This window comes from Streptomyces sp. NPDC001852, from assembly GCF_042891825.1.
Lineage (GTDB): Bacteria > Actinomycetota > Actinomycetes > Streptomycetales > Streptomycetaceae > Streptomyces.
Map to the genome: position 1 here is coordinate 118,294 of NZ_JBIATN010000008.1, position 14,688 is coordinate 132,981.

Sequence of the window (14,688 nt, forward strand, 5' to 3'; positions counted from 1 at the left end):
TGCGGGACCGTCGTGGTCGCTCGCGCCCGCGCGGCGGAGCCGCACATCGACACAGCCCCGCGCCCCTTCGGGGCGCTGCCCTAACCGCTCACCACGGGCTTGCCCGTGAGCTCCACGCCCGCCTCGCGCAGCTCCTCCAGGGCCCTCTCCGTCGTCTCCGGGGCCACGCCCGCCGTGAGGTCCAACAGGACCTGGGTCCGGAAGCCCTCTCTGGCCGCGTCCAGGGCGGTGGCCCGTACGCAGTGGTCCGTGGCTATGCCGACCACGTCGACCTCGTCGATGTGGCGGGCCCGCAGCCAGTCGGCCAGGGGCGTGCCGTTCTCCTCCTGGCCCTCGAAGCCGCTGTAGGCCGCCGAGTACTCCCCCTTGGAGAACACCGCGTCGACCGCGCCGGAGGCGACGGCGGGGGCGAAGTTGGGGTGGAAGCCCACCCCCTCCGTGCCCGCGACGCAGTGCGCGGGCCAGGAGCGGACGAAGTCGGGGTTGTCGGCGAAGTGGCCGCCGGGTGCGATGTGGTGGTCCCGGGTGGCCACCACATGACGGTATCCGGTGCCCGCCGCCTGGCCGATCAGCTCGGTGATGGCGGCGGCCACGTCCGCGCCCCCGGCCACCGCGAGGCTGCCCCCCTCGCAGAAGTCGTTCTGCACATCTACGACGATCAAGGCGCGGCGCATGGTGGGTGTCCTTCGACTGAGGATTGAGTAACTGAGCCTAGAGACTTACGGCCCCGTAGGGGAGGGGGCGTGGGCAGGACTGACGCTGGTCTCGCTCTAGCTACCCGAGCGCCCGTGGACGTACTCCGTCGGAATGACGGGTTCCCCTCGGGAGAGCTGGGTGGCGGAGAGCGGCAGGTTGGCGCGGGCGGCGATGTGGCGGTCCCGGGGCACGTCCAGGGGCTCGCGGGCGACGACGTCGCCGCCCTTGACCAGCTGCACGAGGAGCTGCCGGTCGGTGAGCTCCGCCGGGACCGCGCCGGTGCCGACGACCTCGGCCTCCGCCACCCCGTCCTCGTCCAGCCGCCGTGCCGCCCACTTGCGGCCCCCGATCGAGGTCTTGCCGCCGCTGGACTTCTTCGCGACCGGCACCAGGGGCGCGGCCGGGTCGCCGGACTCGGCGCGGGCGACCAGCTTGTAGACCATGGAGCAGGTCGGGTGCCCGGAGCCGGTGACCAGCTGGGTGCCGACGCCGTACGCGTCCACGGGGGCGGCGGCGAGGGAGGCGATGGCGTACTCGTCGAGGTCGGATGTGACGACGATCCTGGTGTCGGCGGCACCGAGCTCGTCCAGCTGCTGGCGCACCCGGTGGGCGACGAGCAGCAGGTCGCCGGAGTCGATGCGGACCGCGCCCAGCTCGGGGCCGGCCACCTCCACCGCCGTACGGACGGCCTCGGCGACGTCGTAGGTGTCCACCAGCAGCGTGGTGCCCCGGCCGAGGGTGTCGACCTGGGCCTGGAAGGCGTCCCGCTCCCGGTCGTGCAGCAGGGTGAAGGCGTGCGCGGAGGTGCCGACCGTCGGGATGCCGTAGCGGAAGCCCGCCGCGAGGTCGGAGGTGGTCGCGAAGCCGCCGACGTACGCGGCGCGCGAGGCGGCCACGGCGGCCAGTTCGTGGGTGCGGCGGGCGCCCATCTCGATCAGCGGGCGGTCACCGGCGGCGGAGGCCATCCGGGAGGCGGCCGCGGCGATCGCGGAGTCGTGGTTGAGGATGGAGAGGATCACCGTCTCCAGCAGCACGCACTCGGCGAAGGTGCCCTCCACGCGCATGATCGGTGAGCCGGGGAAGTAGACCTCGCCCTCGGGGTAGCCCCAGATGTCCCCGCCGAAGCGGTAGTCGGCGAGCCACGTCAGGGTCTCCTCGTCGACGATCTGCCGCTCGCGCAGGAAGCCGAGGACGCCCCCGTCGAAGCGGAAGTTCTCCACCGCGTCCAGCACCCGCCCGGTGCCCGCCACCACGCCGTAGCGGCGCCCCTCCGGCAGCCGCCGGGTGAAGACCTCGAACACGCTCCGCCGTTCGGCCGTACCGGCCTTCAGCGCGGCCTGCAGCATCGTCAGCTCGTACTGGTCCGTGAAGAGCGCCGTCGAGGGAACATCCACCGGCAGCCCAAGGTCCGCTGTGTTCATGGCAACGGATCCTACTCCCTTTTCGTCGGTGTGACGATTTCCGGGCCGCGTGGCAGCATGGTCACTGTGACGTCACCCGCGCCCGTAGAGATCGAACGCACCGAGTCGGCGGAGGAGGTCTTCGCCGTACCCGAGCCCGACGTCCCCTGGGTCACGATCGTGCACAACGACCCGGTCAACCTCATGAGCTATGTGACGTACGTCTTCCAGACGTACTTCGGCTACTCCAAGGACAAGGCCACCAAGCTCATGCTCGACGTCCACCACAAGGGCAGGGCGGTCGTCTCCAGCGGGACCCGCGAGGAGATGGAGCGCGACGTGCAGGCGATGCACGGCTACGGCCTGTGGGCCACCCTCCAGCAGGACCGGAAATGACCCGCCCCCGCTCGCAGGACCGGAAGTAGCTGACCCACTTAGATGCCCGGACACTTCGAACCGCTTCCCGGCGGCGGCGCGGCCGTCGCGCTCGACGACGTCGAGATCTCCATCATCCGCTCGCTGGCCGTCCAGCTGCTGGAGCTCATCGGCCCCGGGCCGGGCGCCGACAGTCCGAAGGACCCGCTCGCCGAACTGTTCGCGGAGGGCCCGAGCGAGCCGCCCGCCGACCCGGTGCTCAGGAGGCTCTTCCCGGAGGCCTACAGCGACCCCGAACAGGCCCCGGACTCGCCCGCCGAGGCCGAGGAGCAGCAGGCCCACTCCGCCGAGTTCCGCCGGTACACCGAGAACGACCTGCGGGCCGGCAAGCGCGAGAACGCACTCGCGGTGATCCGTGCCCTGGACGCGCTGTCCCCGGTGGACGAGGGCGGGGCCGTGCTGAAGCTGGAGCCGGGGCAGTCCCGGCAGTGGCTCGGCGCCCTCAACGACCTGCGGCTCGCGATCGGCACCCGGCTGGACATCACCGACGAGGACGACACCGATCTGCTCTACCGGCTGCCGGACGAGGACCCGCGCAAGCCGATGGTGATGGCCTATCTGTGGCTCGGCGGACTCCAGGAGACCTTGGTCAACACCCTTATGCCCTGACGTGCTGGGATTTGCGGTGCACGAGTGTTCGCTCAGCGGACGCTCAAATCCGGATAACGATCGCGTTACCGTTGCGGCCTGGTTTGCCGCATTCGCACGCTCTTTGTCCGCTTTTACCTGTGAACCGTGCCACAGCAACTCTCGGTGATCGACATTGCGGCCGTGATAAATCTTCACGACCGCCCGGCCGACACCACCCACGTCCGGCCGGGTGCGCCACCGAGCCGACGACCGTCGGCCAGGCAGGGGCGGGATCGTGAATCCCGCCCAGCTCCATCAATCCGGGGGGATCGAAACCCGATCCGCGGCCGACGAAGGCCCGGGTCGGCATGGAGAAAGGCGCACCAACACATGACCTCATCGCGGGTCGACCAGCTTCGCGACGGCAATGAGGCCGCACGGGTCGCGGACAGCGAGGGCGGCGAGGGCTACCAGCGGGGGCTCGGCTCCCGCCAGATCCAGATGATCGCCATCGGCGGTGCCATCGGCACCGGCCTGTTCCTCGGCGCGGGCAAGGGCATTTCCAAGGCGGGCCCCAGCCTGATCCTGGCCTACGCCATCGCGGGCCTCGTCATCTTCCTGATCATGCGGGCCCTCGGCGAGCTGCTGATGTACCGCCCGGTGTCGGGCTCGTTCTCGGAGTACGCGCGCGAGTTCATCGGCCCCTTCGCGGGCTTCGTGACCGGCTGGACGTACTGGCTGTTCTGGGTGGTCACCGGCATCACCGAGGTCACGGCCGCGGCCGCCTACATGACGTACTGGTTCGACATCCCGCAGTGGGTCTCGGCCCTGGTCTTCACGATCGTGCTGTACGGCGCCAACCTGATCTCCGTGAAGCTCTTCGGTGAGCTGGAGTTCTGGTTCTCCATGGTCAAGGTCACCGCGATCATCGGCATGATCCTGATCTGCGCCGGCATCCTCACGATGGGCTTCTCCGACGCCGGCAGGACCGCCTCGGTCAGCCATCTGTGGAGCGACGGCGGCTTCTTCCCGCACGGCGTCGGCAACACGCTGATGACCCTGCAGATGGTCATGTTCGCCTTCCTCGCCGTCGAGCTGGTCGGGGTCACCGCGGGCGAGTCCAAGGACCCCAAGAAGGTGCTGCCGAAGGCGATCAACACCGTGCCGTGGCGCATCGCCGTCTTCTACGTCGGCGCGCTGATCATGATCCTCTCGGTCGTGCCGTGGACCGAGTTCCACCCGGGTGTGAGCCCCTTCGTCGCCGCGTTCCAGAAGATGGGCCTGTCCGTCGGCGCCGGCATCGTCAACTTCGTCGTCCTGACCGCCGCGCTGTCCTCCTGCAACTCCGGCATGTACTCCACCGGCCGCATGCTGCGCGACCTGGCGCTCAACAGCCAGGGCCCGAAGGTCTTCACCAAGCTGACCCGCAGCGGTACCCCGCTGGTCGGCACGACGTTCTCCGCCGCGCTGATGCTGGTGGGTGTCTGGATCAACTACCAGTGGCCGGGCAAGGCGTTCGACTACGTCGTCTCCTTCGCGACCATCTCCGGCATGTGGGCCTGGATCGTCATCCTGGCCTGCCAGATCCGCTACCGGTTCAAGGCGAACCGCGGGCTGCTGCCGCAGAGCGAGTTCCGCGCGCCGGGAGCGCCGTACACGAGCGTCTTCGCGCTGGCGTTCATCTTCATGGTGATCGTACTCATGGGTATCGACAAGGACGCCCGGGTGTCGCTTTACTGTGCTCCGCTGTGGGCCGCGATCCTCGGCGTCTCCTACTGGGTGCTCAGGCGCCGCAACCCGGAGGCGGCGGCCTTCCGCAGGCGCTGACCCGCGCGAAAGCGACCGGAAAGCCATCGGAAAAACGGACGTCCGGCCGTCGGGAGCACTCGTGGCGCCCCCGGCGGCCGCCGCTCAGGACGTCCGCGATGTGGGCCGTCCCGTACCACACCTCGGTACGGGACGGCCCCTCTGCTTATCCTGACCGACATGCTGACCATCACCCAGGCCCTGTACGACCAGATCGTCGCCCACGCCCGCAAGGACCACCCCGACGAGGCGTGCGGGGTCGTCGCGGGCCCGGCGGGCTCGGACCGCCCCGAGCGCTTCGTCCCGATGCTGAACGCGGCCATGTCGCCCACCTTCTACGAGTTCGACTCCGGCGACCTGCTCAAGCTCTACCGCGAGCTGGACGACCGCGACGAGGAGCCGGTGGTCATCTACCACTCCCACACCGCGACCGAGGCCTACCCCTCGCGCACCGACATCTCCTACGCCAACGAGCCCGGCGCCCACTACGTCCTGGTCTCCACCGCCGACACCGACGGGCTCGGCGCATTCCAGTTCCGCTCCTTCCGGATCGTGGACGGCGAGGTCACGGAGGAGGAGGTCAAGGTCGTGGACGCCTACTGATCTCGCCCACCGGACGAAATCCGTCCGGCATACGGAATCACACTCCGAGACCCGGACCGGGAATCGATACGATGAGCCCATGGTTCTGTACGACGTGAGCGAGAAGGCGCCGGGCGTGCTGCTCGTGGCGCGGCTGCACGTCGACCTGTGCAGGCTGAACAGCGCCATCTGTTGACGTTTCCTGCCGCCGTACGGCCGTGTGCCGGGGCGCGCCGCCGCACGCCCGAATCGACGAACCCTTTCCGACAGGAGCCCTGAGCCATGGCCATCGAGGTCCGCATCCCGACCATCCTCCGCACCTACACGGACGGCCAGAAGGCGGTGGAGGGCAGCGGAAACACCCTCACCGAGCTGTTCGCCGACCTCGAGACCCGGCACGCGGGCATCCAGGCGCGCATCGTGGACGAGGGCAAGCTGCGCCGCTTCGTCAACGTGTACCTGAACGACGAGGACGTCCGCTTCATCGACGGCATCGACACCAAGCTGTCCGACGGCGACACCGTGACGATCCTGCCGGCCGTCGCCGGCGGCATGCGCTGATCGGTCGCTGAGCAGCGATGCGCTACGACTCCCCGCTGGCCGCGGTGGGCAACACCCCTCTGGTGCGCCTGCCGCGGCTCTCGCCGTCCGCCGACGTCCGCATCTGGGCCAAGCTGGAGGACCGCAACCCGACCGGCTCGGTCAAGGACCGTCCCGCGCTGCACATGATCGAGCAGGCGGAGAAGGACGGCCGGCTCACCCCGGGCTGCACCGTCCTGGAGCCCACCTCGGGCAACACGGGCATCTCGCTCGCCATGGCGGCCAAGCTCAAGGGCTACCGCATGGTGTGCGTGATGCCGGAGAACACCTCGCAGGAGCGCCGGGACCTGCTCGGCATGTGGGGCGCCGAGATCATCTCCTCCCCGGCCGCGGGCGGTTCCAACACCGCCGTGCGCGTGGCGAAGGAGCTGGCCGCCGAGCACCCCGACTGGGTGATGCTCTACCAGTACGGCAACCCGGACAACGCCGGCGCCCACTACGCCACCACCGGCCCGGAGATCCTGGCGGACCTGCCGTCGATCACCCACTTCGTGGCCGGCCTCGGCACCACCGGCACCCTGATGGGCGTCGGCCGCTATCTGCGCGAGCACAGGCCGGGCGTGCAGATCGTCGCCGCCGAACCGCGCTACGACGACCTGGTGTACGGCCTCAGGAACCTGGACGAGGGCTTCGTCCCCGAGCTGTACGACGCCTCGGTCCTCACCAGCCGCTTCTCGGTCGGCTCGGCCGACGCGGTCACCCGCACCCGTGAACTCCTGCAGCAGGAGGGCATCTTCGCGGGCGTCTCGACCGGCGCCGCCCTGCACGCGGCGATCGGCGTCGGGAAGAAGGCGGTCAAGGCGGGGGAGTCCGCCGACATCGTCTTCATCGTGGCCGACGGCGGCTGGAAGTACCTGTCCACCGGCGTCTACACGGCGGCCACCACGGAAGAGGCCATCGAGACACTGCAGGGCCAGCTCTGGGCCTAGCACGGTTTCCGTAACACCGCATTAACGCGGATCAAGCGGTCACCAGCCCCCTCCTATGAGGGGGCTAAGCCATTCCTATGGCAAGGCAAAGAAATTCTTTCACCACTGCCAGTGGTGCTCAGGCCAGAGCTACCGTCCTCCCGCACCCTGTCATGTCACGCTCACCAGGCGATGACAGGTGCCTGAGAATGTCATGCTCATGACTGCGCGGTCCTGCCGCCGCTACGCGCGTCACGGGCCTGCCAATCCAGTGCGAATCCCCACGTCAACCGGAGGCAGTACCCCATGCGTGAGTCACGCCCGAGCAGCCGGAGACGGAGTCTGCGAAGACTCGTCGCCGTCGCCTTCCCCGCCCTCGCCCTGACCGTCGCCGGATTCACCGCGGCGCCCACGGCGGGGGCGCAGCCCACCAGCGCGCACCCGCACACCACCAAGGTCACGCAGAACGCCAAGGCGCTGACCGCCCCCCAGCGGCAGACCTTCCACTCGACGGGCAAGGCCGGCCAGAAGGTGCCGACCCAGCACCTGTGCGCCAAGGCCGCGCCGGGCCACGCGTCCTGCTTCGCCCAGCGCCGCACGGACATCAAGCAGCGGCTCGCCTCGGCACTCGCCGCGGCCGCGCCCTCCGGCCTCTCCCCGGCCAACCTGCACAGCGCCTACAACCTGCCCACCACGGGCGGTTCGGGCATGACGGTCGCCATCGTCGACGCCTACAACGACCCGAACGCCGAGTCGGACCTGGCCACCTACCGCTCGCAGTACGGTCTGTCCGCGTGCACCAAGGCCAACGGCTGCTTCAAGCAGGTCAGCCAGACCGGCTCCACCACCTCGCTGCCGACGAACGACACCGGCTGGGCCGGTGAAGAGATGCTCGACGTCGACATGGTCAGCGCGGTCTGCCCGAACTGCAGCATCATCCTGGTCGAGGCCAACTCGGCGAACGACACCGACCTCGGCATCGCCGAGAACGAGGCCGTCTCGCTCGGCGCCAAGTTCGTCTCCAACAGCTGGGGCGGCTCCGAGTCCTCCTCGCAGACCAGCGAGGACACCTCGTACTTCAAGCACCCCGGCGTCGCCATCACCGTGTCCGCGGGTGACTCCGCCTACGGCGCCGAGTACCCGGCGACCTCGCAGTACGTGACCGCCGTCGGCGGCACCGCGCTGACCCAGTCCTCCAACTCCCGGGGCTGGAGCGAGTCCGTCTGGAACACCAGCTCCACCGAGGGCACCGGCTCCGGCTGCTCCGCCTACGACCCGAAGCCGAGCTGGCAGACCGACACCGGCTGCTCCAAGCGCATGGAGGCCGACGTCTCGGCGGTCGCCGACCCGGCCACCGGCGTCGCGGTCTACGACACCTACGGCGGCTCCGGCTGGGGCGTCGTCGGCGGCACCAGCGCCTCCTCGCCGATCATCGCGAGCGTGTACGCCCTCGCGGGCACCCCGGGCTCCAGCGACTACCCGGCGAAGTACCCGTACTCCCACACCAGCAACCTGTACGACGTGACCAGCGGCCACAACGGCTCCTGCTCCACCTCGTACTTCTGCACCGCCGGCACCGGCTACGACGGCCCGACCGGCTGGGGCACCCCGAACGGCACCGCCGCCTTCACCTCCGGCTCCAGCACCGGCAACACGGTGAGCGTCACCAACCCCGGCAGCCAGTCCACCACGACCGGCGGCTCGGCGAGCCTGCAGATCCAGGCAAGCGACAGCGCGGGCGCGACCCTCACCTACAGCGCCTCCGGCCTGCCTACCGGCCTGTCCATCAACAGCTCCACCGGCCTGATCTCCGGTACGGCGTCCACCGCGGGCACCTACCAGGTCACGGTCACCGCGAAGGACTCCACCGGCGCCTCCGGCTCGACCTCCTTCACCTGGACCGTCGGCTCCTCCGGCGGCACCTGCTCCGGCTCCCAGCTGCTGGCCAACCCGGGCTTCGAGTCGGGCAACACCGGCTGGAGCGCGTCCAGCGGGGTCATCACCAACGACACCGGTGAGGCGGCCCACGGCGGCTCGTACTACGCCTGGCTCGACGGCTACGGCTCCTCGCACACCGACACCGTGTCCCAGTCGGTGACGATCCCGGCCGGCTGCAAGGCCACGCTCACCTTCTACCTGCACATCGACACCGCCGAGACCGGCAGCACCGCGTACGACAAGCTGACGGTGACCGCCGGTTCGACCACCCTGGCGACGTACTCGAACGTCAACGCCGCCTCGGGTTACGCGCAGAAGACCTTCGACCTGTCCTCGCTGGCGGGCCAGACGGTCACCCTGAAGTTCAACGGCGTGGAGGACTCCTCGCAGCAGACCAGCTTCGTCGTGGACGACACCGCCCTGACGACCAGCTGATCCGCCGCCCGTGAGCACCGGATCCCGCATGCGGAATATTTCCTTCCGCGTGCGGGATCCTTTTTGGCGGCCGGCACGTCTCATCTGCACCAGGCGGCCGACCTCCCTCACGGCCACGCACGGCAGAAAGGCGAACCCCATGCGCCGTACGACCCTCTGCGCCCTCGCGGCGGCAGCGCTGCTCCTCGCCGGCTGCGGCTCCCAGAGCGGCAAGGCCGGCGCAGGCGGTGACAGCAAGGTGTCACCGTCCGCGTCCCCGACCGGCACCCGCTGCGCCCCCCTCGTCCAGCTCAAGGTCTCCGACAGCGGCCGTACCGTGTGCGTGGCCAAGGGCGGCGAGGTCCGCCTGGCCCTCAACGGCACCAAGTCCCGCCACTGGAAGCCGGTCATGGCCGAAGGCACCGCGCTGAAGGGCATCAACGCCGGTTTCGTCATCCAGCCGGGCCAGGCGACGGCGGCGTACCAGGCGGTGAACACCGGCACGGAGAAACTGACGTCCTCCCGGCCCCTGTGCGCCGAGCCGACGGCACCGGGCCAGGTCTCCTGCAAGGGGATCCAGGAGTGGACGGTCACGGTGACCGTGAAGTAGGTCAGCCTGCGAGGTGCCGCACCTGGTCCCACAGAACGGGGTCGACCACACCCACCCGGCGCCGGAAGTCGCCCACCGGCACCTCACGCAGCTCGTCCGTCTCCAGGAAGCTCGGCCGGCCCCGGGCGTCGCCGACCGCGCCCGGCGGCAGCGGGATCACGCCCGCGCGCTCGTCGTGGTACTTGCTGGTGATCTTGGCGACCGTGGCCCGGTTCCCGCGCACGGCCAGCACCAGACACGGCCGGTCCTTGGCCTCGGTCCGGTCCTCGTAAGGGACGTCCGCCCACCAGATGTCCCCGGGGGCCGGCCGGGCGGCCTCGGCCGGGCGCGTTCCCGCGCGGCCGAGCGGCCTCAGACGCCGTCCGGCGTACCGCCGGCCGCGCCCCCAGCCGTCGATGAGCGTGGCGACCAGCGCGAGCAGTATCACCGCCGCGAGTGCCAGCCACCAGGACGTGTCCATACGACGACGTTACCGGCGCGCGCCGATGAGCGCGCGCCCTCTGCGGAACCTTCTGCGCCCCCGGTCCAGCCGAACCGGTGACAGCACAGGTGAGTTCGCCCACAACGGCCCCTGGCGGAGGAGCGACCCGTGCTTTTGCGCCTTACGCTCGACAAACCGCACGACCCCCGTTCCCCGCCCTTTCGATCTTGCCGTTCGATCTTTCCGCCAACGGAGGTTTCTGCTTCATGAAGCTCACCGTCGTCGGCTGCTCGGGGTCGTTCCCGTCCGCGGAATCGGCCTGCTCGAGCTACCTCGTAGAGGCCGACGGCTTCCGGCTGCTTCTCGACATGGGCAACGGCGCCCTGGGCGAGCTGCAGCGCCACTGCGGTCTCTACGACCTCGACGCGATCTTCCTGAGCCATCTGCACGCCGATCACTGCATCGACATGCTCGGGTACTTCGTCGCGCGCTACTACCGCCACGACGGAGGCCGCTGCGACCCCATCCCGGTGTACGGCCCCGAGGGCACCGAGCACCGCCTGACCACGGCCTACGCCGACACGCCCTCCGCCTCCTCCATGAGCGAGGTGTTCGACTTCCACACCGTGAAGCCGTCCACGTTCGAGATCGGCCCCTTCACGGTGCACACCGAGCGGGTCCGCCATCCCGTGGAGGCGTACGCCATCCGTGTCGAGCACGGCGGGCGGTCGCTGACGTACTCCGGCGACACGGGGGTCACCGAGGCGCTGGACCAGCTGGCCCGGGACACCGACCTGTTCCTGTGCGAGGCCGCGTTCACGCACGGCAAGGAGACCATCCCCGACCTGCACCTCAACGGCCGTGAGGCGGGCGAGACGGCCGCCAGGGCCGGTGCCCGGCGCCTGGTGCTCACCCACATTCCGCCGTGGACCGACCCGCGGGCCAACCTGCGTGACGCGCGCGAGGTGTTCGGGGGGCCGGTGGAGCTGGCGGTGCCGAGGGCGACGTACGAGATCTAGCCGTCGCGGACGGCGCGAAGGCCCCGGAACCCATGCGTTCCGGGGCCTTCGACGTGTGCGGGGAAGGGCTACTTCGCCTCGGCCTTCTGCAGCTCGGCGAGTTCCTCGTCCGACTCCCGGCCCGGTGTGGGCAGGTTGAACCTGATGATCGCGAACCGGAAGACGCCGTAGTAGACCGCCGCGAAGCACAGGCCGACCAGGACCAGGCCCCAGGGGTTGGTCGCGATGCCCAGGTTCAGGCCGAAGTCGACCGCTCCGGCCGAGAAGCCGAAGCCGTCCTTCATGCCCAGCGCCCAGGTCAGCGCCAGCGAGACACCCGTGAGCACCGCGTGGATCGCGTACAGCACCGGCGCGATGAACATGAACGTGAACTCGATGGGCTCGGTCACGCCCGTGACGAACGAGGTCAGCGCGATGGAGAACATCATGCCGCCGACCACCTTGCGGCGCTCCGGACGGGCGCAGTGCACCATGGCCAGGCACGCCGCCGGCAGACCGAACATCATGATCGGGAAGAAGCCGGTCATGAACTGGCCCGCGTGCGGGTCGCCGGCCAGGAAGCGCGCGATGTCACCGCTCTTGCCGTGGTAGTCGCCCGCCTGGAACCAGGGGAAGGAGTTCAGCAGGTGGTGCATGCCGATCGGGATCAGCGCACGGTTGGCGACACCGAAGATGCCCGCGCCGACCGCGCCCGACTTGACCAGCCACTCACCGAAGTTGTGCAGGCCCGTGCCGAGGACCGGCCAGATGTAGCCGAAGACGATGCCGATGACGAGACCGGCGAAGGCGGACAGGATCGGCACCAGGCGGCGGCCGCCGAAGAAGCCCGCCCAGTCGGGCAGCTTGGTGCGGTAGAAGCGCTGGTACAGCAGCGCCACGACGATGCCCATCACCACACCGCCGAGGACCTTGGCGTCCACCGGGGCGTTGACCATGACGACCTTGCCGTCGACGGCGGTCGCCACCTTCGGCAGGTTCTTGTCGGTGAACGTGCCCAGCACGTTCTTGAAGACGAGGTAGCCGACGACCGCGGCGAGCGCGGTGGAGCCGTCCGACTTCTTCGCGAAGCCGATCGCGATGCCCACGGCGAACAGCAGCGCCATGTTGTCGAGGATCGCGTTGCCGCCGGCCGCCATGAACGACGCGATCTTCGTCAGGAACGTCGGGAAGGACGGGCGGCCCAGCATGTCGGTGTTGCCGAGGCGCACCAGGAGGGCGGCGGCCGGCAGCACCGCCACCGGCAGCATCAGGCTGCGGCCGATGCGCTGCAGCACAGCCATCACGCCGGCGCCCTTCTTCTTCTCGGCCGCGGGAGCGGCGGTCGCCGTGGTCACAAGTTCCTCCTGGGGGCATGCAAGGCGCCGCCCGTGGAATCATGGGGGAGGGGACGGCAGCGTCTCTGGTCTACACCACTTGGTGGTGTAGACCTGTTGTAGCACGATGAAGGCGGCGTAAGGAACCCGCGAATCCGCTACTGCTGTGCTACGCGCTGTAGACCCTCAGGCCTTGGTGATGTCCTCGACCTCGTCCTCCGGCTCGCGGCCCGGCGTCCTCAGGTCGAACCTGGTGATCGCGAACCGGAAGACGGCGTAGTAGACCGCCGCGAAGCACAGGCCGATCGGGATGATCAGCCAGGGTTTCGTCGCCAGCCGCCAGTTGATGACGTAGTCGATCAGGCCGGCCGAGAAGCTGAACCCGTCGTGCACCCCGAGCGCCCAGGTCACCGCCATCGAGACACCGGTGAGCAGCGCGTGGACGGCGTACAGCAGCGGCGCGATGAACATGAACGAGTACTCGATCGGCTCGGTGATGCCGGTCACGAACGACGTGAGCGCCACCGACAGCATCAGACCGCCGACCTCCTTGCGACGGCCGGGCCTCGCGCAGTGCGTGATGGCCAGCGCGGCGGCCGGCAGCGCGAACATCATGATCGGGAAGAAGCCCGAGGTGAACTGGCCCGCGTGCGGGTCGCCCTGGAGGAACATGTTGATGTCGCCGTGCACCACCGTGCCGTCCGGCTTGGTGTAGCTGCCGAACTGGAACCAGATGGGCACGTTCAGGAACTGGTGCAGCCCGACGACGAGCAGCGCCCGGTTCGCGACGCCGAAGACGCCCGCACCCCAGGAGCCCGCGTCCCGCAGCCACTTGCTGAAACCCTCCAGGCCGCTGCCGATCGGCGGCCAGATCCACAGGCACAGCGCCGCGAAGAGGATGGCGACGAACGCCATGATGATCGGCACCAGCCGGCGGCCGTTGAAGAAGCCCAGCCAGTCCACCAGCCTGGTGCGGTGGAACCGGGCCCACAGGAAGGCGGCCATCAGGCCCAGCACGATCCCGCCGAAGACGCCCGGGTTCTGGAAGGTGAAGGGCGTCACCGAACCCGTGCCCGCACCGACGGTCACCTGGCAGCCGACCTGCGGGATCGCCGTGGAGCCGCCGGGGCAGGACTGCGGGAACTGGTGCAGCACCCCGTAGTAGACGAGGAAGCCCGTCACCGCCGCCAGCGCCGTCGAGCCGTCCGCCTTCTTCGCCATGCCGATCGCCACGCCCACGCAGAACAGCAGCGGAAGCCCGATCGAGCCGTCGAGCAGGGCGCCGCCCGCGCCCGCCATGACCTTGGAGACGTTCGTCCAGCCCAGCCCGTCCTTGCCGAACACGTCCGGCTGGCCCAGCCGGTTGATGATGCCCGCCGCCGGCAGCACCGCGATCGGCAGCTGCAGACTGCGTCCCATCTTCTGCAGGCCCTGGAACAGGCGGTTCCAGCGCTCCCGCGCCGGGCCGGCCGTGCTGTCGGCGGGCGCGCTGTCGGCGCTCATGGCGTCCTCCCGGCCACTCGACTCGGACGCGGTTTGGCGACCGTACCGGCCGTGGTGTAGACCAGTTCGCGGGACGGCTCCGCTGTCGTGACTCGTGACCGCCATCATTCGGCACACACGGCAAGACCGCTCGCGAAGTTGGGCCAACTGTGGGTTACTGCGACAAAGCGGTTCGGATCAGGGAATTCAGGGAGACAGGACATGGCCAGCAAGGCTGAGAAGATCGTCGCCGGCCTCGGCGGTATCGACAACATCGAGGAGATCGAGGGCTGCATCACCCGGCTGCGCACCGAGGTGTCCGACCCCTCCCTGGTCGACGAGACCGCCCTGAAGGCCGCCGGCGCCCACGGCGTCGTCAAGATGGGCACGGCCATCCAGGTCGTCATCGGCACCGACGCCGACCCGATCGCCGCGGAGATCGAAGACATGATGTGAGCCCCGCCGGCTCGCCTCGGAAGGGGCTCCCCCCACAC

At 69.5% G+C, this 14,688-nt stretch carries 16 protein-coding genes; 11 read left to right on the forward strand and 5 right to left on the reverse strand.

Annotated elements, in window-relative coordinates; genetic code table 11:
• Positions 1 to 80: 80 nt before the first annotated feature.
• Together ACFYZB_RS16035 and ACFYZB_RS16040 are read right to left on the reverse strand one after the other, a co-directional pair.
• Positions 81 to 674 carry a nicotinamidase gene (locus tag ACFYZB_RS16035; protein WP_388758751.1) on the reverse strand — a complete coding sequence of 198 codons (594 nt, stop codon included), beginning with the start codon at positions 672 to 674 and terminating at the stop codon, positions 81 to 83.
• A 96-nt stretch (positions 675 to 770) separates the two neighbouring features.
• Positions 771 to 2,117 carry a nicotinate phosphoribosyltransferase gene (locus ACFYZB_RS16040; protein WP_388758753.1) on the reverse strand — a complete coding sequence of 449 codons (1,347 nt, stop codon included), beginning with the start codon at positions 2,115 to 2,117 and terminating at the stop codon, positions 771 to 773.
• Positions 2,118 to 2,174: 57 nt separating this feature from the next.
• Between ACFYZB_RS16040 and clpS the strand changes: the two genes are divergently transcribed.
• From clpS to ACFYZB_RS16085, 9 genes are all read left to right on the forward strand, one after another.
• On the forward strand, positions 2,175 to 2,492 hold the full coding sequence (gene clpS / locus ACFYZB_RS16045; protein WP_046423157.1) for an ATP-dependent Clp protease adapter ClpS: 318 nt from the start codon (positions 2,175 to 2,177) through the stop codon (positions 2,490 to 2,492).
• A gap of 42 nt (positions 2,493 to 2,534) precedes the next feature.
• Entirely contained in the window at positions 2,535 to 3,140 is a 606-nt protein-coding gene (locus tag ACFYZB_RS16050; RefSeq protein WP_351207140.1) for a DUF2017 domain-containing protein, read from the forward strand.
• 351 nt (positions 3,141 to 3,491) lie between these two features.
• The gene (locus tag ACFYZB_RS16055; protein ID WP_388758755.1) at positions 3,492 to 4,928 is read left to right on the forward strand and encodes an amino acid permease; all 1,437 of its coding nucleotides are present in this window, start codon (positions 3,492 to 3,494) and stop codon (positions 4,926 to 4,928) included.
• Positions 4,929 to 5,087: 159 nt separating this feature from the next.
• On the forward strand, positions 5,088 to 5,510 hold the full coding sequence (locus ACFYZB_RS16060) for a Mov34/MPN/PAD-1 family protein (protein WP_388758757.1): 423 nt from the start codon (positions 5,088 to 5,090) through the stop codon (positions 5,508 to 5,510).
• 79 nt (positions 5,511 to 5,589) lie between these two features.
• Complete coding sequence (locus tag ACFYZB_RS16065; protein ID WP_388758759.1) at positions 5,590 to 5,685, forward strand: putative leader peptide; 96 nt, start codon at positions 5,590 to 5,592, stop codon at positions 5,683 to 5,685.
• A gap of 86 nt (positions 5,686 to 5,771) precedes the next feature.
• Entirely contained in the window at positions 5,772 to 6,050 is a 279-nt protein-coding gene (locus tag ACFYZB_RS16070) for a MoaD/ThiS family protein (protein WP_153533642.1), read from the forward strand.
• Positions 6,051 to 6,067: 17 nt separating this feature from the next.
• Positions 6,068 to 7,018, forward strand: coding sequence for a PLP-dependent cysteine synthase family protein (locus ACFYZB_RS16075; RefSeq protein WP_055708393.1), 951 nt, complete (start codon positions 6,068 to 6,070; stop codon positions 7,016 to 7,018).
• Between the two features lie 285 nt (positions 7,019 to 7,303).
• Positions 7,304 to 9,370: a putative Ig domain-containing protein gene (locus ACFYZB_RS16080; protein ID WP_351207149.1), complete on the forward strand. Its 2,067-nt coding sequence runs from the start codon at positions 7,304 to 7,306 to the stop codon at positions 9,368 to 9,370.
• A 139-nt stretch (positions 9,371 to 9,509) separates the two neighbouring features.
• Positions 9,510 to 9,959: a hypothetical protein gene (locus ACFYZB_RS16085; protein WP_388758762.1), complete on the forward strand. Its 450-nt coding sequence runs from the start codon at positions 9,510 to 9,512 to the stop codon at positions 9,957 to 9,959.
• Position 9,960: 1 nt separating this feature from the next.
• Here the strand turns inward: ACFYZB_RS16085 and ACFYZB_RS16090 are convergent, their stop codons facing one another.
• Positions 9,961 to 10,419, reverse strand: coding sequence for a type II toxin-antitoxin system PemK/MazF family toxin (locus tag ACFYZB_RS16090; RefSeq protein WP_388758764.1), 459 nt, complete (start codon positions 10,417 to 10,419; stop codon positions 9,961 to 9,963).
• Between the two features lie 227 nt (positions 10,420 to 10,646).
• Here ACFYZB_RS16090 and ACFYZB_RS16095 point away from each other — a divergent pair, with 227 nt between their 5' ends.
• A complete protein-coding gene (locus ACFYZB_RS16095) occupies positions 10,647 to 11,399 on the forward strand; it encodes an MBL fold metallo-hydrolase (RefSeq protein ID WP_351207155.1) in 753 nt (250 codons plus the stop codon).
• A gap of 68 nt (positions 11,400 to 11,467) precedes the next feature.
• On the opposite strand, the gene ACFYZB_RS16100 is transcribed toward ACFYZB_RS16095, so the two are convergent.
• Together ACFYZB_RS16100 and ACFYZB_RS16105 are read right to left on the reverse strand one after the other, a co-directional pair.
• Positions 11,468 to 12,733, reverse strand: coding sequence for a PTS transporter subunit EIIC (locus ACFYZB_RS16100; RefSeq protein WP_388758766.1), 1,266 nt, complete (start codon positions 12,731 to 12,733; stop codon positions 11,468 to 11,470).
• A 165-nt stretch (positions 12,734 to 12,898) separates the two neighbouring features.
• The gene (locus tag ACFYZB_RS16105) at positions 12,899 to 14,215 is read right to left on the reverse strand and encodes a PTS transporter subunit EIIC (RefSeq protein WP_351207159.1); all 1,317 of its coding nucleotides are present in this window, start codon (positions 14,213 to 14,215) and stop codon (positions 12,899 to 12,901) included.
• Between the two features lie 201 nt (positions 14,216 to 14,416).
• On the opposite strand from ACFYZB_RS16105, the gene ACFYZB_RS16110 reads away from it, so the two are divergent.
• Complete coding sequence (locus ACFYZB_RS16110; RefSeq protein WP_069780600.1) at positions 14,417 to 14,650, forward strand: glucose PTS transporter subunit EIIB; 234 nt, start codon at positions 14,417 to 14,419, stop codon at positions 14,648 to 14,650.
• Positions 14,651 to 14,688: the final 38 nt, after the last annotated feature.